The 19,720-nt window shown below is 29.8% G+C and carries 20 protein-coding genes; 15 read left to right on the top strand and 5 right to left on the bottom strand.

What is annotated here, in order from left to right:
* Window positions 1–79: 79 nt before the first annotated feature.
* The gene (locus LPB87_RS14820) at window positions 80–1,132 is read right to left on the bottom strand and encodes a ferredoxin--NADP reductase (RefSeq protein ID WP_129540371.1); all 1,053 of its coding nucleotides are present in this window, start codon (window positions 1,130–1,132) and stop codon (window positions 80–82) included.
* 125 nt (window positions 1,133–1,257) lie between these two features.
* Here LPB87_RS14820 and LPB87_RS14815 point away from each other — a divergent pair, with 125 nt between their 5' ends.
* The 13 genes from LPB87_RS14815 (at window position 1,258) to atpG (ending at window position 13,934) form a co-directional block, all read left to right on the top strand.
* Window positions 1,258–2,727 (top strand): DUF5687 family protein, encoded by a 1,470-nt coding sequence (locus LPB87_RS14815; protein ID WP_230728406.1) that lies wholly within the window; start codon window positions 1,258–1,260, stop codon window positions 2,725–2,727.
* 69 nt (window positions 2,728–2,796) lie between these two features.
* Window positions 2,797–3,492, top strand: coding sequence for an ABC transporter ATP-binding protein (locus tag LPB87_RS14810; RefSeq protein WP_230728405.1), 696 nt, complete (start codon window positions 2,797–2,799; stop codon window positions 3,490–3,492).
* 171 nt (window positions 3,493–3,663) lie between these two features.
* A complete protein-coding gene (locus tag LPB87_RS14805) occupies window positions 3,664–6,198 on the top strand; it encodes a gliding motility protein (RefSeq protein ID WP_347349799.1) in 2,535 nt (844 codons plus the stop codon).
* A gap of 2 nt (window positions 6,199–6,200) precedes the next feature.
* Window positions 6,201–6,593, top strand: coding sequence for a polymer-forming cytoskeletal protein (locus LPB87_RS14800; protein WP_230728403.1), 393 nt, complete (start codon window positions 6,201–6,203; stop codon window positions 6,591–6,593).
* Entirely contained in the window at window positions 6,571–6,798 is a 228-nt protein-coding gene (locus LPB87_RS14795) for an AtpZ/AtpI family protein (protein WP_129540376.1), read from the top strand. Before LPB87_RS14800 ends, LPB87_RS14795 begins: the two co-directional genes overlap by 23 nt.
* Window positions 6,798–7,181 carry a hypothetical protein gene (locus tag LPB87_RS14790; RefSeq protein WP_230728402.1) on the top strand — a complete coding sequence of 128 codons (384 nt, stop codon included), beginning with the start codon at window positions 6,798–6,800 and terminating at the stop codon, window positions 7,179–7,181. Before LPB87_RS14795 ends, LPB87_RS14790 begins: the two co-directional genes overlap by 1 nt.
* Before the next feature lie 133 nt (window positions 7,182–7,314).
* The gene (atpB, locus tag LPB87_RS14785) at window positions 7,315–8,478 is read left to right on the top strand and encodes a F0F1 ATP synthase subunit A (protein WP_230728401.1); all 1,164 of its coding nucleotides are present in this window, start codon (window positions 7,315–7,317) and stop codon (window positions 8,476–8,478) included.
* Window positions 8,479–8,518: 40 nt separating this feature from the next.
* The gene (gene atpE / locus LPB87_RS14780) at window positions 8,519–8,722 is read left to right on the top strand and encodes an ATP synthase F0 subunit C (RefSeq protein WP_039113322.1); all 204 of its coding nucleotides are present in this window, start codon (window positions 8,519–8,521) and stop codon (window positions 8,720–8,722) included.
* Between the two features lie 82 nt (window positions 8,723–8,804).
* A complete protein-coding gene (locus LPB87_RS14775) occupies window positions 8,805–9,296 on the top strand; it encodes a F0F1 ATP synthase subunit B (RefSeq protein ID WP_129540379.1) in 492 nt (163 codons plus the stop codon).
* A 4-nt stretch (window positions 9,297–9,300) separates the two neighbouring features.
* The gene (atpH, locus tag LPB87_RS14770; protein ID WP_230728400.1) at window positions 9,301–9,837 is read left to right on the top strand and encodes an ATP synthase F1 subunit delta; all 537 of its coding nucleotides are present in this window, start codon (window positions 9,301–9,303) and stop codon (window positions 9,835–9,837) included.
* A gap of 9 nt (window positions 9,838–9,846) precedes the next feature.
* Entirely contained in the window at window positions 9,847–11,376 is a 1,530-nt protein-coding gene (locus LPB87_RS14765; RefSeq protein ID WP_230728399.1) for a hypothetical protein, read from the top strand.
* A gap of 28 nt (window positions 11,377–11,404) precedes the next feature.
* A complete protein-coding gene (atpA, locus tag LPB87_RS14760) occupies window positions 11,405–12,982 on the top strand; it encodes a F0F1 ATP synthase subunit alpha (protein ID WP_230728398.1) in 1,578 nt (525 codons plus the stop codon).
* 91 nt (window positions 12,983–13,073) lie between these two features.
* Window positions 13,074–13,934: an ATP synthase F1 subunit gamma gene (gene atpG / locus LPB87_RS14755; RefSeq protein WP_129540383.1), complete on the top strand. Its 861-nt coding sequence runs from the start codon at window positions 13,074–13,076 to the stop codon at window positions 13,932–13,934.
* Window positions 13,935–14,073: 139 nt separating this feature from the next.
* On the opposite strand, the gene LPB87_RS14750 is transcribed toward atpG, so the two are convergent.
* The 4 genes from LPB87_RS14750 to LPB87_RS14735 form a co-directional block, all read right to left on the bottom strand.
* Window positions 14,074–14,709 (bottom strand): ATP-binding cassette domain-containing protein, encoded by a 636-nt coding sequence (locus LPB87_RS14750; RefSeq protein ID WP_230728397.1) that lies wholly within the window; start codon window positions 14,707–14,709, stop codon window positions 14,074–14,076.
* A complete protein-coding gene (locus LPB87_RS14745) occupies window positions 14,696–15,598 on the bottom strand; it encodes a hypothetical protein (RefSeq protein WP_230728396.1) in 903 nt (300 codons plus the stop codon). The genes LPB87_RS14750 and LPB87_RS14745 overlap by 14 nt, the downstream gene beginning before the upstream one ends.
* 175 nt (window positions 15,599–15,773) lie before the next feature.
* Window positions 15,774–15,983: a hypothetical protein gene (locus LPB87_RS14740; RefSeq protein ID WP_230728395.1), complete on the bottom strand. Its 210-nt coding sequence runs from the start codon at window positions 15,981–15,983 to the stop codon at window positions 15,774–15,776.
* An 884-nt stretch (window positions 15,984–16,867) separates the two neighbouring features.
* A complete protein-coding gene (locus LPB87_RS14735) occupies window positions 16,868–17,257 on the bottom strand; it encodes a hypothetical protein (RefSeq protein WP_230728394.1) in 390 nt (129 codons plus the stop codon).
* A 440-nt stretch (window positions 17,258–17,697) separates the two neighbouring features.
* Here LPB87_RS14735 and LPB87_RS14730 point away from each other — a divergent pair, with 440 nt between their 5' ends.
* Together LPB87_RS14730 and LPB87_RS14725 are read left to right on the top strand one after the other, a co-directional pair.
* Window positions 17,698–18,141, top strand: coding sequence for a GNAT family N-acetyltransferase (locus tag LPB87_RS14730; protein WP_230728393.1), 444 nt, complete (start codon window positions 17,698–17,700; stop codon window positions 18,139–18,141).
* Between the two features lie 99 nt (window positions 18,142–18,240).
* Window positions 18,241–19,701, top strand: coding sequence for an oligosaccharide flippase family protein (locus LPB87_RS14725; RefSeq protein WP_230728392.1), 1,461 nt, complete (start codon window positions 18,241–18,243; stop codon window positions 19,699–19,701).
* Window positions 19,702–19,720 lie beyond the last annotated feature (19 nt).

The raw sequence follows: 19,720 nt of genomic DNA, 5'->3' as shown, positions 1-19,720 counted from the left end.
CTCTTTTTTTATGGATTTATATTTTATATTCAATAAATGTCTCAAAACTGTGACTGCTACTGAATATTGATATTAAATACTAAACGTCATCGTAGTCTACATAAATAGACTCAGATGTTGGATGTGCCTGGCAAGTAAGAATTAATCCGTCTGCGATTTCTTTATCAGTTAAGATTGAGTTCTTTTTCATCTCTGCAGAACCAGAAGTTACACGAGCAAGACAGCTGCTGCAAATTCCGCCTTGGCAAGAATAAGGAGCATCTATTCCTTGTTTTAAAGCTGCATCAAGAATGGTCTGTTTTTGAGACATTTCGAAAGAAACTTCTTCATCATCAACAAGAACAGTAATTTTTGAATGCCCTTCTAATGAAGTATCAATTTTATTTTCTTGCGTAGAAGAAGTAAATAATTCAAATTTTATAGCAGATTCTTTGACATTTTTCTCTTTTAAAATCCCTGAAACGGTATTGATCATTTCTTCAGGACCACATAAATAGAATTTATCAAATTGTAATTCTTTGTGCTTGTTGTTCAACACATAATTTACCGCTGATTTATCAATTCTGCCAAATAATGCATTTTCTACTTTAGCCTGACTAAAAACATAATGTACAAATAAACGCCCCACATATTGCAATTGTAAATCGTGTAGTTCTTGGTGAAATATAGTGTCTTCCACCGTTTTATTTCCGTAAACCAATACAAATGAGCTTTTTGGTTCACTTTTTAAAACAGATTTTAGAATAGAGAGAACAGGAGTTATTCCGCTTCCCGCAACAAATGCAGCATAGTTCTTTTGTCTTTCTGGATCAGGTTCAAATGTAAATTTACCCTCTGGTTTACCAACTTCAAGGACATCCCCAGCTTTGAGTTTTGTTGTTGCAAATTGAGAAAAAACACCATTTTTCACAGCTTTTACAGCAATTCGTAATTCACCACTTTCTGGAGAAGAACAAATAGAATAAGCACGACGAAGTTCTTTGTTGTCTAGTGTTAATCGTAAATTGATATATTGTCCTGCAACAAAAGTATAGTTTGATTTTAGTTCTTCAGGAACATTAAAAAGTATCGATACTGCGGCTGCAGTTTCGCGTTTTACTTCTTTTATTATTAGTTTTAGGAATGAAGGCATGATATTATTTTTTTGCAAAAGTAGCAAACCGCTATTAAATGATTGGTATTTAAAAGTAATATTTTATTTTGTTTGTAACGTTTTCTTACATTTACATACTTACCGTCTGACTAAACCAAAAAAAAATGATTAAAAAATTTATTTATCTCGAATGGAAAGCCTTTTCTAGGTCTGCCTCTTTTGGTGCCAATGTAGCATTAAAAATTATAATAGGTTTTCTGGCAGTTTATTTCTCACTTATTTTCATAGCTGCTGGGGCTGGAGTCTTTTATGTACTCAAAAAGTTGAATCTTGATCCTTTACTAACTATTAATAAATTCTTAGTTTATTATTTTTTATTCGATTTAGCCATTAGACTATTGATGCAAGCCATTCCAGTGCTTAACATAAGACCTTTGTTAACATTAAGAATCCAGAAGAAAACGATAGTTCATTTTTCACTTGGAAAAACAGCTTTATCATTTTTTAATATCATTCATGCTTTCTTTTTTCTTCCTTTTACAATAGTATTATTAATAGAAGGATACGATATATTGGGCGTAATCTGTTGGCATTTAGCGATTATATCTTTAATTTATATCAATAATTACTTGAATATTTTATTAAGTAATATTGATAAATTGTTTGCCCTTTTTCTTGGAATAATAGCCATTCTGGGAGGATTACAATATTATAATCTTTTTGATATTACAAATTATACTGTTTTGTTTTTTGATGGATTATATGCAATAAAAGGATTTTTTCTTATTCCGATTTTGGTTTTGATAGGATTGTATTATGTAACGTTTAATTATTTTAAAAGCAATTTATATCTTGATGCAGGGCTTTCGAATAAACATGATATTGCTAAAACCGAAAATCTGACATGGCTTAATCAATTTGGTACATTAGGAACGTTTCTTAAAAATGATATTAAACTTATAAAGAGAAATAAAAGGTCTAAGATGACTATCATGATGAGTATTCTCTTCTTGTTTTATGGTTTATTGTTTTTTTCTGGAGGGGTCAAATCATATAATAGTCCTGTTATGCACATTTTTGCGGGTATCTTTGTTTCAGGTGGTTTCCTGTTTACTTTCGGACAATTTGTACCAAGCTGGGATAGTTCGTATTACCAACTTATGATGACACAAAATATCCCGTACAAAGGATATATTACATCAAAATGGTGGCTAATAGTTATTGCAACAATTGTATCAACAATAATAGCGTCATTTTATCTTTATTTTGGATGGCAAGTGTACCTTACAATTGTAGTTGGAGCAATTTATAATATTGGTGTTAATTCCCATTTAGTACTTTTAGGAGGGGCATTTACTAAAACGCCAATTGATTTAACATCGACTAGTGGTGCTTTTGGAGATAAAAAAGCGTTCAATGTAAATGCAATGCTACTTACGCTTCCTAAATTATTACTGCCAGTGGGATTGTACTGGATTGGTTTCTCTCTAGGAAATCCTAATATCGGTTTAGCATTAGTTGCTTTAGCAGGAATAATAGGTTTTGTATTTAGAGACAAGGTTTTTCTTTTAATTGAAAAAAGATATAAAATCGAAAAATATAAAACCATAAGTGCATACAAACAAAAGAGTTAGTTCATCAATTTCAAAATGTGTCAATTAGAAAATTAACTTCAATTGATGTAATCAAAAATCAAAATTATCATGATACAAGTAAATCAACTTTCAAAAACATATAACGGAACAACAGTTTTAAAAATAGAAAATCTTGAGATTCCAAAAGGACAAAGTTTTGGATTAGTAGGAAACAATGGGGCTGGAAAGACTACTTTTTTTAGTTTATTATTAGATTTGATTCAACCCTCTACAGGAAATATAATTAATAATACTATACAAGTAAACAATGATGAGGGATGGAAATCTTTTACCGGTTCTTTTTTAGACGAAAGTTTTTTGATAGGATACCTAACTCCTGAAGAATATTTTTACTTTGTAGGAGATTTACGGGAACAAAATAAAGCAGATGTTGATGCATTGTTATTAAAACACGAAGAATTTTTTAATGGTGAAATTCTAAATAATAAAAAATACCTACGTGATTTATCAAAAGGAAATCAAAAGAAAGTAGGAATTATAGCTACACTTATTGGTAGTCCTGAAGTGATTGTTTTAGATGAGCCATTTGCTAATTTAGATCCAACAACTGTGAGTCGATTAAAAAAAATAATTAAAGAACTAGCTGATAATCCGAATGTTACTGTTCTAGTTTCGAGTCATGATTTACAACATACAGTTGAAGTTTGCGATAGAATTGTTGCCTTAAATAAAGGAGAAATTGTAAAAGATATTCAAACTTCTAGAGAAACACTTCAAGAACTCGAGGCGTTTTTTGCCGTTTAGATATAAATATTTCAAAAAGAAGCGTATTTTTACCAGTCATTATACTAAAAAACTTTTTTAGATGTTAAATGTTAAAAGTGTTTCCCATTGAAAAACAATCTATTTAAATACATTTTTCTGTTCTTATTTATCTCCTTTTTGATAGCTTGTTCTACAAAAAGAGACACGTTTTTGGCAAGAAACTCTCATGCTTTGAGTACAAAGTATAATATTTTGTATAATGGACAATTGGGTTTTGATAAAGGTATGAAAGCGATAGAAGCTAATTATACTGATAATTTTTGGAAATTATTGCCTATTGAAAGAATGCAAATTGATGAAGGTAATTCGGATGAAGCTAAAGCTAAAAATCCAGATTTTCAACTTGCAGAGACAAAAGCAACCAAAGCCATCCAGAAACACTCGATGAATATTGGGGGACGAGAAAAAAACAGTCAGATAGACGAAGCATATTTAATGCTTGGTCAGGCTCGTTATTATGACCAGAGATTTTTACCTGCTCTGGAAGCATTTAATTATATTTTATATAAATATCCAACAAGTAGTAATATCAATACTGCAAGAATTTGGCGTGAAAAAACCAATATGCGTTTAGGTAATGATGAGTTGGTTATAAAAAACATCTATAAATTAATTAAAGGAGTTGCACTAAAGAAACAAGTATATTCCGATGCAAATGCGTTATTGGCAGAAGCTTTTATCAATTTGGAACAAAAAGACAGTGCAATTACAAAACTTAAAATTGCAGAAGAATTTACCAAAAGAAATCCACAAAGATCGAGATACCGTTTTATTTTAGGACAATTGTATCAGGAAACAAATAAGAGAGATAGTGCACTTTATTTTTATCAATCGGTAATTGATATGAACAGAAGAGCGGAACGAAAGTATGTAATTCATGCTTACGCAAAAAAGGCTCAGTTATTTGATTATCAAAATGGAGATAATGAACTTTTCATCAAAACATATAATAAATTAGTTAAAGATAGAGAAAACAGACCATTCTTAGATGTAATATTTTATGAGATGGGAGTCTTTTTTGATAAAAATAAAGACGAAAAAGCTGCATTAGAGTTTTATAATTCTTCTTTAAAAAGAAAATCTAAAGATCCATATTTAGTAGCATCAGCTTATCGAAACATTGGGAATATGTACTTTAAAAAAGCTAGTTATACATTGGCAGCAAAGTATTATGATAGTACTTTGGTAAAAATGGATCCTAAAACTAGAGAGTATGTTTATATCCAGAAAACTAGAAAAAATTTAGATGATGTTATAAAATATGAAGGTATTGCACAACGTAATGATAGTATTATAAATGTCGTTGGACTTTCGGACTCTGCCAGAGTAAAATATTTTGGTGAGTATATCGCTAAGTTAAAAACTGCCGATGAAGCAAAACGAATTCTTGAAGAAAAACAAAAGGAGAAAATTGCCAATATCGAACGAAATACAAACGGAGGAGGCTTAGAAACAATAACTGCAAAAGGAGCTTTACCAGGTAATTCTGAGAAAAGTGGAATTCCAAGTCCGCCAACAGGAAATGAAGTTGCAAGTGTTTTTTATTTTTATAATCCTTCTACAGTTGCTTATGGGAAATTACAGTTTAAAAAACTGTGGGGAAATAGAGAATTAAATAGCAACTGGAGGTTACCAGCTAGCAAGTCAAATTCAAATTCTGATGATGATAAATCGACAACTATTGTTGAAAATGACTCAATTAAAACAGATGTGATAGTTGAAAAATATACTACAGATTTTTATTTGAAACAACTTCCAAAAGACAAAAAAGCAATAGACAGTATTGTTCAGGAACGAAATTTTTCTTACTACCAGTTAGGACTTATTTATAAGGAGAAATTCAAAGAATATGAATTGGCAAGCAATAAGTTAGAGCAATTATTAAAGAATAATCCTGAAGAAAAATTGATTTTGCCATCGATGTATAATCTGTATAAAATTTACGAGATTACAAATCCTGCAAAAGCGGTATCGATGAAACTGGATATAACTACTCGTTATCCAGATTCACGCTATGCACAAATCATAAATAATAATGGTTTAGATGAAGGAGCAGGAATAAAGGCGCCAGAAAAAGAATATCAAAAGTGGTATAAATTATTCCAAGAAGAAAAATATGCAACAGTTTTAAATAATATTGATGAACTAATTAATCAATATTCGGGAGATGAAATTGTATCTAAGTTTGAATTATTAAAAGCCAATACGTTAGGAAAAGCCAAAGGATTAGTTGCGTATAAAAAAGCAATAGAAAATGTTGCAGAAAACTATCCTAATAGTGAAGAAGGTAAAAAAGCACAAGATGTTTTAGTTAATCAGATTCCTTATTTAGAGAAACGAGTATTCACAACGACAGACAGCAATAACTGGAAAATACTCTATAAAATTGGGATCGAGGATGAGAAAGCAAGAAAAACAATTGAGGATATTATTAAAAAATTCTTAGTTGATGAGAACTTCCAAAAACTGACTTATTCTTTTGATAAATATGATTTGGATTCAGGATTTGTTACCATTCACGGTATAAAATCAGAAATTTATGCAAATGATGTTGCCAAAGTATTAAAGGAAAACAAAAAATATAATCTGGTATTATATCCTGCAGTAATAATATCAAGTGATAATTATAGTATAGTACAAATTAATAAAAATTTAGAAGCGTATTTAGCTCCTAAAACACCTTAAACATGTTTAATAAAGCCCCAAAATTTACCACAGAACACTTAGGAAAAACCAACAGAATAGTCGAAGGAACTATCATAACAGGAGACATTACATCTCTAGCCGATTTTAGATTAGATGGCGAATTAATAGGCAATTTCACCTCAAAAGGGAAAATTGTACTTGGTCCAGCAAGTAAAGTTAAAGGTGACATCATTTGCCAGAATGCTGATATTGAAGGAGAATTCACAGGAAAAATTAAAGTTGCTGAGCTTTTAAATGTAAAAGCAACTGCAAAAATTAATGGAGAAGTAACAACAAGTAAATTATCAGTAGAGCCAGGTGCCGATTTTACCGCAACATGTATTATGGCAACAGATTTTAAAAGTGTAATAAATGACGGACAAAGAGCCAAATGAAAACCAGAAAAATAATAAATGGTTAGTTTTTATTAACATTCCAATACAGATGGGAGTAATTATATTTTTATTCTCCTATCTCGGTATTTGGTTAGATGAAAAGTATTCAAATGGAGGTTCATTATGGACAATTATCTTGTCTTTATTTTCTGTCTTCCTAGCACTTTATAATGTCATCCGACAAGTTAAAAATTTAAATAAATAATGAATAGAGTTGTAGATTTCCTTAAGTATTTTGTTCCCTTTTCGATTGTATTGTTTGTCGCACAATATTTTATAATACAATCATTATCAGATAAATTAGTTTTTTTTTACTCCACATGGAGTATTTACACATTTAATATTATAGCTACTTTTTTAGTGTACTTGTTTTTAATTTATGTGCATAAAATTTTCCCAACTTATACTGGGTTTGCTTTTCTAGGAGCAAGCTTTTTAAGAATGATGGCAGCTATTGTTTTCTTGATTCCGTTAATAAAAGCGCATGTTAAAGATCCAATAATTGATCTTGGAGCATTTTTTATCCCTTATTTTTTATTTTTACTATTTGAAACCTATTTTACAGTACGTCTTATAAATAAAAGCTAACAACTTCATTATTAGATGAATTGATAAAATAAAATGTAATTTTAAAAATTATATATATAAATTTTCAATTTTCAATTTAAAATGTACCTTTGCAAAAAATTTTTGGAACCTAAAATTAGATAAAGATTTAATAATGATATTTTCAAATAAACCAGTTCAGTACTTATTAGTTACTTTATTAGCATTTACTTCGTCAATAAATTACGCATCAACTACTGTTGATAGTGTTTCTGTTAAACAAGAAAATGCTGTTGAAACAGTAGAAGTAAGCGGTCACGGAGAAAGTGTAGGTCACGAAATAGAAAAAGAATTTAATGCAAGTGAATTAATTAATTCACACATTGGAGATGCTCACGATTTTCATATCGCTGACTGGAATGGCCATGCTATTTCTCTTAATCTACCAGTTATTTTATGGACCAATAACGGATTAGAAATTTTTTCATCTGAAAAATTTCACCATGACAATGCAGGAGAACATGTTGTAGATATCAATGGTCAAAAAGTAGTTCGTTATAAAGAAGTAATTTTTTATGCTGACAAATTTGAGCAAATGACACAAGAAGAAAGAGATAATGGAGCTTTTGCTTTTGATGCAAGACCTTTAGATTTTTCTATCACAAAGAATGTTTTTTCTATGTTGATGTCAGCAATACTTTTGTTTTTCTTATTCTTCGCTGTTGCGAAATCATATAAAAAGAATCCAAATGCACCTAAAGGATTAGCTGGATTTTTAGAGCCACTAGTTACTTATGTTAGAGACGAAATTGCAATTCCAAATATTGGAGCAAAAAAATCTGGTAAATACATGCCATATCTTTTAACTATATTTTTCTTTATCTGGATAAATAACCTTATTGGATTAATTCCTTTCTTTCCATTTAGTTCTAACTTAACAGGTAATATCTATTTTACATTTGTAATGGCATTTATCACTTTTATCGTTACAACTTTAAGTGCAAACAAAAATTATTGGGGACACATTTTCAACACGCCAGGAGTTCCTGTGTGGTTGGCTCCAATTATGATTCCTGTAGAGATTATAGGAATGCTTACTAAACCATTTGCATTGATGATTCGTTTGTTCGCAAACATCACTGCTGGTCACATCATCATTTTAAGTTTAGTTTCTTTGATTTTCATTTTCAAAAGTATTGCTATCGGACCAGTTGCTGGAGCATTCGTATTGTTCATGAGTGTATTAGAGATGTTGGTTGCTGCTTTGCAAGCGTATGTATTTACATTGCTTTCAGCATTATTTATTGGTCAGGCTGTTGAAGAGCACGATCATCATTAATCAGAGTTTTATTAATTATTAACTATATAAATTTATTATTATGGTATTAGCTGGAATCGGAGCTGGATTAGCTGTAATTGGTGCAGGTCTTGGAATTGGAAAAATTGGTGGATCTGCAATGGACGCTATCGCTCGTCAACCAGAAGCTGCTGGAAAAATCCAGACTGCTATGATTATTGCTGCTGCACTTATTGAAGGTGTTGCACTTTTTGCAGTAGTTGTTGCGTTAATTACAAACGCATAATTAAAATCTAAAACTTCCTGTAGCGGTTGGCTTCAGGAAGTTTTTTTAAAAAAAGACAAACAAATTTTAAATATATAATGTTATGCAATTAACTTCACCAGAAAGTTTAATTTTTTGGACAACAACTATCTTTATTGTTTTCTTCATTCTTATGGCAAAATTTGCTTGGAAACCTATATTAGGTGCAGTAAAAAGCCGTGAAGAATCTATAAATAATGCATTAGCAGCTGCAGAAGCAGCTCGAAGAGAAATGCAAAATTTAACTGCTGATAACGAGCGTATCTTAAAAGAAGCTCGTGCTGAACGTGACGCGATGTTAAAAGAAGCTCGCGAAATGAAAGAGCAAATTATAGCTGAATCTAAAAATGAAGCACAAGAGCAAGGACAAAAATTAATTGCCCAAGCTAAAGCGGCTATCGAAAATGAAAAGAATGCAGCTATGGCTGAATTGAAATCTCAAGTTTCAACTTTATCATTAAACATTGCTGAAAAATTATTGAAGGATGAATTATCTAACAAAGAATCTCAAACTAAATTAGTTGAGAAAATGTTAGGTGACGTAAAGCTAAACTAATATTATGGCAAGTACAAGAGCAGCAATTCGTTATGCAAAAGCAATTCTAGACTTAGCAAACTCTAAAGGTGTTGCCGAAGCTGTCAATAACGATATGAAATCAATTGCTTCAACAATTGAAGTAAATGAAGAATTGAGTACATTCATTCAAAGTCCAACTATAAAAGTTGAAGTTAAAGAAAGTGCTCTTTTAGAAGTTTTCGCAGCTGTAAATGGTGTAACCAAAGGGTTGTTCCATTTATTGTTTGAAAATAAAAGATTTGAAATTCTAGAAGCAATTGCTCTAGAATATGTTAAATTATTTGATGAAAATAATGGAGTTGAAGTAGCTACGGTTACTACAGCAATTCCTATGGATGCAGCTTTAGAAGCTAAAGTTTTAGCTAAAATTGCAACATTCTCAGATAAGAAAATTACAATCGTAAATAATGTAGATGCTTCAATTATTGGAGGATTTATTTTAAGAATAGGTGATAAGCAATATAATGCTTCTGTTGCAAACAGATTACAAGTTTTAAAAAGAGAGTTAGCCCAAAATTAAATTTTATTTATGAAGAATTTTATAATTTTATTTGTTTTCTGTACATCTTTTGTTTCTTTCGGTCAAAAAATCAAAGAAGATAAAAATCAAATATTTTTCGACGGTACTGCTATTGCAAAAGTTGAAAAAGATAAAACAGGTACACAGTTTACGTATACTTCATTAAATGATTCAAATGGTATTATTGCTAATTTGAAAACACATAAAATTGATGCTCAAAATTCTAAAAGTTGGCTTGTTGTAACCAATTTAGATGGTTCTAAAAAAACAGAAGTAAATTTTGAATTATTATCATTTACTTTAAATTATAAAAAAGCAATCGCTGAACTTCTTGCTAAAAAATACAATGTATTTACAGCAAATGGATTAGAGAATCTTGATACTTTTTTTGCTGAAGAGCGTCCAAGTATTACTGCAGAAGTTGATAAATTGAAAGAAGCTGGTAAAGTTGATGAAAAACAACTTTCAGCACTTAATTACCAAGTTCATTCTACTGAAAAATTAATTTTTTCAGGATTTGTTCCAGAGGATGCTTTTACACCAAAGTACAATGATGCAGAGCGTAAAGAATTTATGTCTAAAGTTGTTGCTAAATATGACATCTCTATGAAGCAAAACAATTCTCCAACACCTGTTTTAAATGTTGATATATCATCTTTGAGTGGAAGAGTTCTTGTAAAAGCTGTAGAAAGAGGTGGAAAATTTGTAGTTGCTTTAACTGAATCAAATACTACATTTACTTATGTACCATCTGTAAAGTTTGTAGCTAATGATGTAAATTCGACTAAAAGCTTTATTAAAGAGTTAGTTGATAAGACCTATTTAAACGGTCAAAAGTATATGACATTAAGTGAAGCAGAAGTACTTTTAAGTGCTAGACGCGATGATAAAATTGCTAAAACAAATGAAGCAAAATTAAACTCATGTAACATTTATGATCAAAAAGGATATGTAATTGATAATAAAGGTGTAAAGTTAGAAGGTTTGCTTTCTATTGATTTTGAAAATATCACTCCAAAATCAAGTAGTAGTGGAATGATTGATTTAGATGCTACTGGTGACGGAAAAGGTTTAAAGGTTAGTGCTAAAAATGAAAAAGGTAATTTTAGAATCTATAATTACAAAGCAAAAGAAAATGTGATGTTTAGTATTGTTAATGACGATAATACAGAAACAAAATTTAAAGCTCTTTTAGTAAAAATTGAAACTATTGCTCCAAAAGATAATACTGCTCTTGATTTAGGTGCATTAGCTGGAATGTCTTTAGCTTCAGCTTCTTGGAAATATTTTAAAGAAGTAGAATCAACAGATAAAATGAGTATTTATCAAGATTTACCTTCAAACAGTTATGTAATTAAAATTCCAACACAGGAAAAAGGATTTCAAGTTTTGGTAAAAAAGGGTAAAGAAGATAAATTCTTAAGTAAGTTAAAAGAATATGTAGGTGCTTCTATTGATAGTAATGATTTAGAAAAAATTGATTACAGCAATTTAGAAGGCTTAAAAAATCTAAGTGATTTATATTCTAATTTTAAATAAAAAATAAAAGTAGGTAAAAAAAATAATTATGGCGGAAATCAAACCTGCTGAAATTTCAGCAATATTAAGAAAGCAAGTAGAAGGTTTTGAATCTGGTGCTACGCTAGAAGAAGTAGGAACAGTACTTCAAGTTGGAGATGGTATTGCTCGTATTTATGGGCTATCAAATGTACAATACGGTGAGTTAGTTGAATTTGAAAACGGACTTGAAGCTATTGTATTGAATCTTGAAGAAGATAACGTTGGTGTTGTACTTTTAGGACCATCAACAGGAATCAAAGAAGGATCAACTGCAAAAAGAACACAACGTATTGCTTCTCTTAAAGTAGGTGAGCAAATGGTAGGACGTGTAGTGAATACCCTTGGTTTTCCAATTGATGGAAAAGGACCAATTGGTGGAACTTTATACGAAATGCCTTTAGAAAGAAAAGCACCAGGAGTTATCTTCCGTCAGCCAGTAACAGAACCATTACAAACAGGTATTAAAGCTGTTGATGCTATGATTCCAGTTGGACGTGGACAACGTGAGCTTGTAATTGGTGACCGTCAAACAGGGAAATCTACTGTTTGTTTGGATACTATCTTAAACCAAAAAGAATTTTACGATGCAGGAAAACCTGTATTTTGTATATATGTTGCAATTGGACAAAAAGCTTCAACTGTAGCAGGAATTGCTAAAATGTTAGAAGAAAAAGGTGCAATGGCTTATACAGTTATTGTTGCTGCAAATGCTTCTGATCCTGCTCCAATGCAAGTTTATGCTCCTTTCGCAGGTGCTGCAATTGGAGAGTATTTTAGAGATTCAGGTCGTCCAGCACTTATTGTGTATGATGATTTATCTAAACAAGCTGTTGCTTACCGTGAGGTTTCTCTTTTGTTAAGAAGACCACCGGGACGTGAGGCATATCCTGGAGACGTTTTCTACTTACACAGTAGATTATTAGAGCGTGCTTGTAAAGTAATTGCAGATAATGGAATTGCTAAAAACATGAACGATTTACCAGATTCTATTAAGTCAATCGTAAAAGGAGGTGGTTCATTAACTGCTTTACCAATTATCGAAACTCAAGCTGGTGACGTTTCTGCATATATCCCAACAAACGTAATCTCGATTACAGATGGTCAAATTTTCCTTGATGGAGATTTGTTCAACTCTGGAGTTCGTCCTGCGATTAACGTAGGTATCTCAGTATCTCGTGTTGGAGGTAATGCACAGATTAAATCAATGAAAAAAGTATCAGGTACTTTAAAATTAGATCAAGCACAATTCCGTGAATTGGAAGCTTTTGCTAAATTTGGTTCTGATCTTGATGCTGTTACTTTAAACGTAATTGAAAAAGGAAAAAGAAACGTTGAAATCTTGAAACAAGGTTTAAATGATCCTTATACAGTTGAAAATCAAGTAGCTATTATTTATGCAGGTTCTAAAAACTTATTAAGAAACGTTCCTGTAAATAAAGTAAAAGAATTTGAAGCAGATTTCTTAGCATACCTTAACAGCAAGCATAAAGATACTCTTAATGCACTTAAAGCTGGTAAGTTAGATGACAACATTACAGATGTTATCGAAAAAGTAGCAAAAGAAATTTCAGCAAAATATAACTAATAAGACAATTAGGCAATTAGATAATTAGAAGAATCAAAGTGTTTTTTTAATTATCTAGTTAACTGATTATCAAATTTTCTAATTAGAAAAAATGGCAAATTTAAAGGAAATCCGTAATAGAATTACTTCCGTTTCATCTACGATGCAGATTACATCGGCAATGAAAATGGTTTCTGCAGCAAAGCTTAAGAAAGCACAAGATGCAATCACAGCGATGCGTCCTTATGCCGAGAAATTAACGGAATTATTACAAAACCTTTCAGCAACACTAGATGGTGATGTTGGAGGAGATTTTACTACACAACGTGAAGTGAAAAAAGTATTACTTGTAGCAATAACTTCAAACAGAGGTTTATGTGGAGCATTTAATACTAATGTAATAAAGGAAGCAAAAGCACGTACTGAATTCTACGCTGGAAAACAAGTTGATATTTTTCCAATAGGTAAAAAAGGAAACGACGTTTTAGGTAAAACTCATAAAGTTCACGGTCATCATAATGCAATTTTTGACCATTTGACTTTTGATAATGTTGCGGCTATTGCTGATAATTTAACTGAGAAATTCTTGTCAGGAGAGTATGATAGAATTGAATTGATTTACAATCAATTTAAAAACGCTGCTACTCAAATTGTTCAAGTAGAACAGTTTTTACCATTAGCTCCAATTAAATCAGATGTGCCTGTTTCAACAGGAGATTATATCTTTGAACCTTCAAAAGAAGAAATCGTGTTAACTTTGATTCCTAAATCATTAAAAACACAATTATACAAAGGTATTCGTGATTCATTTGCTTCAGAGCATGGTGCTCGTATGACTGCAATGCACAAAGCAACTGATAATGCTACTGAGTTGAGAAATCAATTGAAATTAACTTACAATAAAGCACGTCAAGCCGCTATTACAAACGAAATCTTAGAAATCGTTGGTGGAGCGGAAGCTTTGAAAGGATAAGAAAAATTTTTAATTTTTCAAATCTTCAAAATCGCGAAGCTTTGAAAGGATAAGAAAAATTAAAAGGATATATAAAGAGCCGACAAGTAATTGTTGGCTCTTTTTTTGTGAATAATTTTGATGCTTTAGAGAAACAAACTTATTTTATGAAAAGTTCTTCTTCTATTTTTATGAATTGTTGTTTTTCAAATTCTCTAATAGCAGTATTCTTTACTAGAAAAATTTTATCACAATCTTTATATAGAATTTCCAGGATATGTGAAGAGATAAAAACAATGCTGTCTTTTGACAATTCTCTAATGTAATTCATCAACAAATAATTAGACTCTAAATCAAGACCATTAAAGGGTTCATCAAAAATATAAATTTGATATTCTTTTTGGAATACCGCATTCATATATGCTTTTTTCTTCATTCCAGTTGAAAACGACTTTATGAGCTTATCCTGAGGAACATCAAATAGATTGGTTTTGTTTATTGTTTTTATATTTAGTAATTCTTTATAAAAATCTGAAAACTCAGTTGCTGTGAGTTCATCATAAACAGGTACTTCAGTAGGAAAAAAAGCTATTTCGTTATGCTTTATAGGGGAATTATGGAAGGATATTGTTCCCTTAAAATCTATAAGTGATGTAATGATTTTAAATAAAGTTGTTTTCCCTTCTCCGTTTTTACCAACGACTCCATAGATGCCATTTCTCGGAATTGAAAGATTAACATCTTGCAAAACTGTTTTGCTTCCAAATGCTTTCTTCAAGATATTAATCTGTAACATATTTCAAATTGTTTATGGTTTTTATAGACTTATAATACAAATAGGGTAAGATTAAAAAAGGCAAGCCTATCTGAATATTTATAATAAATAATGCCAAAAATAGCTGTTGTAATAATTCATTAGAAAAAAAAGAGTACTTAAATAAGATACTTATTATTGGAAGTAAAAAAATAAGAGGAACAAATAGTAATAAATCCCATTTCTTAAATATCAATAAGCATAAAATTAAAATAATGCTCATTATTAAGGTATTGTATAAGGCTATTTGAATTTGTTTTAAAAGATATTTTTTGGCATCAAAGTAGCTCATTTTTATATGAATTATATTTTCTCTTTTTAAGGAAGGAAGACAACCAATAAAAGACACGATAAATAAGCTTGCTATATTTAGATTGTCATTATGGTATTGGTTTCCCATTACGTTTAAAAAGATAATCAATGGAATAAAAAGAATGAGTTTGTTTTTTCTAAAACTAATATGCCAGAAAGGGTCAAATAATCTGAAAGGGTATCTGATAATTTTGATTCCTATTTTACTTATTAGAATCAAGAAATATAGTATTACAAAATGAATTATAAGAATGTCCCATCTTTGGTTTATTACATAAATGAATATAAATGGGGAGCTATAAATTAGATATTCTAAGAACAATAAAAGACGATAGTTTTTATTGACTTTTAATAACTCAATATCTTTTCTGTTTTGGTGGTAAAATGCTAATTCCAAAGTTGTTATTAAAAAGTAATAACTGTATTTTGGAAACACTTGATTTAAAAAGTAAATTACAATTGTATAAAAGGCTAAAAATAAAGCGATTGCTAAATAATCATCCTTTGGTAATATCTTCCTAAATCGTATTACAATTAAGTACTTTAATATTTTTATCATGTGTTAATTTAAATCAAGAATAAATTTTATACTTAAGTGGTTTTAAATTTACTATTTCTATAGAGATAAGCTACCATTTTTAGTATTTTATAACAATCCCTGTTTATTCCTTAGATCAAAATACTCTCCTTTTGTGCAATAGCATTGTTTTTAAGCGATAACTAGGTAACGTGGGCTACATACACATAGTTGCAACAGGAACATTATCGGTAGTACTACGAATAATACCACGACTCTGGCGCTTAATGTCGACTTTAATTATTGGTAATAATGCCAAGAAAAAAATAATTGCTGAAACCAGAACCTGGTAAATGGAAATGTTCTTTGTTTTGTTTTTTGCAATAAGATTTTCAAGGGTGTTTATCGGGTCTGAACTGAATTTCATGATTTTCAGCACTACCTATCTTATAGGTTCTACCAATTATCTTGTACGATTAGATTTTTTTCTAAGATTCGGAATAATTAAATCAAAAATTATTAAAGTAACTATCAGAAAGTAAAGGATAGGCTTTTTGTATACAAAATCTATATGTAAAAATACAATTGATAATCCATAGAGTATAGTAATTACATAAAGTACGATTCTAATTTTTTTCATTTGATGTAACATTAAGGTTTTAAATAATTTGATTTTTTTCATTCTTGTATTTATCAAAATACAATTTGATAAATACAAGTGCAATTAACAATCGGCAACCTCTATAAACCCATAGATCAACATCCCAAAAGAATAATTCACGAGTGTCTCTTGTATCAAATAATGAATAAAAGAAGCTTATTGAGAATAACAGACTTAAAACAAGATAAAAGTTTTTTGATAAGTTCATTAAAAATTAATTTATTTTATAAATGAACCTATAGCATATCCTAATAAATAAAGAAATGAGGATAGTAAGATTACAATTCGGATTCGCTTTAATAATTTTGATGATTTCATAAATAAAATTTTAATAATTTAGTAGATTTCTTTTAAGATTAAAGAGCTTTAAAATCTAGTGCGTATAATTGTAATATGCTTTTCCACATAATGTTCCTATAAAATAGATGAAATAGGTAACTATTATGCATACATAGATTGCTTTTATTAGATTTTTTTCCTTTGTTCCAAATAAAAGAGTTGATAGCGATAATTTCTTTTTCATAATTTTTTGTTAGATGTTATATATATTTCACGAACTTATTTTACATGATTAGATTTTTTTTGATGTAAGAATATTTATTTAATCTTTTGTCATTTTTTAGAATATTGCAAGACTTCTTCAAAAATAATCAATTAGATTCTTTCTTTAATATATTAATTTTTGATTGAATTTCAAATGAATATGTTAAAGACATCTTTTCATATACCTGATATAATTCAAGTATTTTTTTAGATTGTTGTAATCGTTTTGATACATCTTTTTCAAGTGAAAATCTAAAAAACAATAAATTGGTAAAATCTTTAATGTTATCCAAATTTGTGCTTCCAATTATTTCTAATATTTCAGAAGATTCTTTTTCTAAAAGGGATTGTGTAGAATGATTAAAAGTTTTTAAGTTGAATTCATTTATATAGTCAACAATGTTTTCTATTTCTGATGGTTTTTGCTTTGTCAATGCCATTAAAAAGTCAGAAAATTTTTTAATGTTTCTGAGAATTAAGTCTTTATTCGTTTGCATTATGTATTTTTTTAATCCGTTCTATTTGTTTGATAAAATTCATAGTTAGTATTAATTAAAAAATGATGAACCAATAGACATTATATAAGTTTAAACAACTTTTGAGAAAATCCCTATTTATAAAAACGAAATCTAGTTCATATTTAATGATTAAACCATCATAATAAATTAAAAAAATACAACAATAAGTTATTTATGAGTTCAATCTGAGATTAGAGTTAGAATGATAAAAAGAAGTTAACATTTATTAATTCTTTTTTACCAGAAATACTTCTCAATTACATTTAAAAGAAATAAGTATAAATGTATTTACGATCATCTATGTCGGTATTATAAAACAATAGCTTATCGGCAATCAGCTCCAATTGAGTTTTGATTACAGTACTCCTAAACATTAATCGTTTTTTTTGATTAATTTTGGCTTCTATTTTTATAGTACTATGCAATTTATAATTAAAGAACTTACTACAATTGCCGAAATGGTTGCTCAAATTGATACCATGCAGTATTTGTATCCTAATTTAGGTTTGGATAAATACGAACAATACCTTTCGGAAATGGTCCCTCATAATTACACTCAAATTGCTGTTTTTGAAAATGATGTTTGTTTAGGAATTACGGGTTGCTGGTCTTCTACGAAATTGTGGTCGGGAAAATATCTTGAGATTGATAATTTTGTTGTGCATCCTGATCATCGTTCAAAAGGGATCGGAAAATTATTGACAGATTATGTTGAGAAAAAAGCACTTGATTTAGGGTGTTCTAATATTGTTTTAGATGCTTTTACGGCTAATTTTGCAGCACATCGTTTTTATTATAATCAAGGATATGGGCCAAAGGGGTTTCATTTTGTAAAAATTCTAGATGAAAATAAGTTGACTTAATATAAAAGAGCACAACATTTTCTTAATGAATCAACAAAAACGATATTAAACAAAAGAATTGGTTATTTTTGTTTTATAAATTTTATCACTACAATTATTTTGGGATTATATAAAAATCTTTTTAAACAGACAGCTATTTACGGGCTTGCAACAGTATTGCCTCGAATGCTTAGTTTTTTATTAGTACGACTATACACGGGCATTTTGCCAACTGCCGAATACGGAGAAGTTTCTATTGTGTTGTCGTGGATGGTTTTCTTTAACGTAGTTCTTTCTTACGGAATGGAAACAGCCTTTTTTAGGTTTTATAATTCTGAACCAGATAAGAAAAACGTAATTGCTACTTCTACAATTTCTATTTTTTGGTCATCGATTATTTTTCTTTTTGCAGCATTAATTTTTAGAAATACACTAGCAACTCTAGCTGAAGTTGATGTACAGTTTGTTACCTATTCCGTTTGGATTTTAGTTTTAGATGCATTGGTTTTAGTGCCCTTTTCAAAACTTCGTGCCAATCAGCGTCCAATGGTTTATGCAGCAATAAAAATTGGGAATGTAATAGTTAATCTTGTTCTGAATATCTTCTTTTTGATGTACTTACCTACACTTGCAGCAGAACACCCTAACTCAGTTTGGGATAATTTATATGTTGAAAATTTCCAAATCGCTTATATTTTCATTGCAAACTTGCTTGCAAGTTTAGCTACTTTTATAGTATTATCTCCAAATTACCTTTCGCTTGGACGAAAATTCGACCCAGTGTTATGGAAAAAAATGATGAAGTATGGTTTACCAATTTTGGTAGCAGGACTTGCTTTTGCGGTTAATGAGCATTTCGATAAAATATTATTGGGGTATTTATTACCAGAAAATATTGCAAAGTCAGAGGTTGGAGCATATTCAGCCTGTTACAAATTGGGATTGTTCATGGTGCTATTTGCAACAGCATTTAGACTAGGGATTGAGCCATTCTTCTTTAGTCATGCCAAAAATGAAAATGCACCTCAAACATATGCTGTCATTACAAAGTATTTTGTGATTCTAGGTTCTTTGATTTTGTTAGGGGTAATTGTTTTTGCAGATATTTTAAAATTACTTCTACTAGATAATAAATCATATTGGGAAGCTATGAAAGTGGTTCCCTTGATTATTTTGGCCAATTTCTTTTTAGGAATTTATAATAATTTATCAGTATGGTACAAGCTAACGGATAAAACAAAAATTGGTGCATATATATCGATAATCGGAGCAATACTGACTTTAGTTTTAAACTATCTATTGATCCCAAAATACAGTTACTACGGATCAGCAATTGCAACAATTTCTGCTTACGGAAGTATGATGCTTATTTCATATGTTTTAGGAAACAAGTATTATCCAATACCTTACGATATGAAAAAAATCGGATCCTATTTAGGAATTTCGATTGTATTCTCTGTTATTTCATTTTATGGATTCAGAGAAAATTACTTTATAGGGATTCCTTTACTCCTTTTGTTTATTTATTTCGTTTATCATAACGAAAAAGATACGATAAAGGGAATACTTAGTAAAAAATAATAATTTCAAGATTTACAAT

Origin of the sequence: Flavobacterium sp. EDS, from assembly GCF_020991525.1 — a bacterium.
Taxonomy (GTDB): Bacteria; Bacteroidota; Bacteroidia; order Flavobacteriales; family Flavobacteriaceae; genus Flavobacterium.
Note: the sequence above shows the minus strand (reverse complement) of the source record. Positions and strands in the feature narration are given on the sequence as shown.

Bases quoted from the DNA above. Each gene is read 5' to 3' on its own strand.
- LPB87_RS14735 (WP_230728394.1), bottom strand. From the start codon at position 17,257: ATGCAAACGAATAAAGACTTAATTCTCAGAAACATTAAAAAATTTTCT.
- LPB87_RS14810 (WP_230728405.1), top strand. From the start codon at position 2,797: ATGATACAAGTAAATCAACTTTCAAAAACATATAACGGAACAACAGTT.
- LPB87_RS14800 (WP_230728403.1), top strand. From the start codon at position 6,201: ATGTTTAATAAAGCCCCAAAATTTACCACAGAACACTTAGGAAAAACC.
- LPB87_RS14750 (WP_230728397.1), bottom strand. From the start codon at position 14,709: ATGTTACAGATTAATATCTTGAAGAAAGCATTTGGAAGCAAAACAGTT.
- LPB87_RS14740 (WP_230728395.1), bottom strand. From the start codon at position 15,983: ATGAAATTCAGTTCAGACCCGATAAACACCCTTGAAAATCTTATTGCA.
- atpA (WP_230728398.1), top strand. From the start codon at position 11,405: ATGGCGGAAATCAAACCTGCTGAAATTTCAGCAATATTAAGAAAGCAA.
- atpH (WP_230728400.1), top strand. From the start codon at position 9,301: ATGGCAAGTACAAGAGCAGCAATTCGTTATGCAAAAGCAATTCTAGAC.
- LPB87_RS14790 (WP_230728402.1), top strand. From the start codon at position 6,798: ATGAATAGAGTTGTAGATTTCCTTAAGTATTTTGTTCCCTTTTCGATT.
- LPB87_RS14765 (WP_230728399.1), top strand. From the start codon at position 9,847: ATGAAGAATTTTATAATTTTATTTGTTTTCTGTACATCTTTTGTTTCT.
- atpB (WP_230728401.1), top strand. From the start codon at position 7,315: ATGATATTTTCAAATAAACCAGTTCAGTACTTATTAGTTACTTTATTA.
- LPB87_RS14820 (WP_129540371.1), bottom strand. From the start codon at position 1,132: ATGCCTTCATTCCTAAAACTAATAATAAAAGAAGTAAAACGCGAAACT.
- LPB87_RS14795 (WP_129540376.1), top strand. From the start codon at position 6,571: ATGACGGACAAAGAGCCAAATGAAAACCAGAAAAATAATAAATGGTTA.
- LPB87_RS14730 (WP_230728393.1), top strand. From the start codon at position 17,698: ATGCAATTTATAATTAAAGAACTTACTACAATTGCCGAAATGGTTGCT.
- atpG (WP_129540383.1), top strand. From the start codon at position 13,074: ATGGCAAATTTAAAGGAAATCCGTAATAGAATTACTTCCGTTTCATCT.
- LPB87_RS14745 (WP_230728396.1), bottom strand. From the start codon at position 15,598: ATGATAAAAATATTAAAGTACTTAATTGTAATACGATTTAGGAAGATA.
- atpE (WP_039113322.1), top strand. From the start codon at position 8,519: ATGGTATTAGCTGGAATCGGAGCTGGATTAGCTGTAATTGGTGCAGGT.
- LPB87_RS14775 (WP_129540379.1), top strand. From the start codon at position 8,805: ATGCAATTAACTTCACCAGAAAGTTTAATTTTTTGGACAACAACTATC.
- LPB87_RS14815 (WP_230728406.1), top strand. From the start codon at position 1,258: ATGATTAAAAAATTTATTTATCTCGAATGGAAAGCCTTTTCTAGGTCT.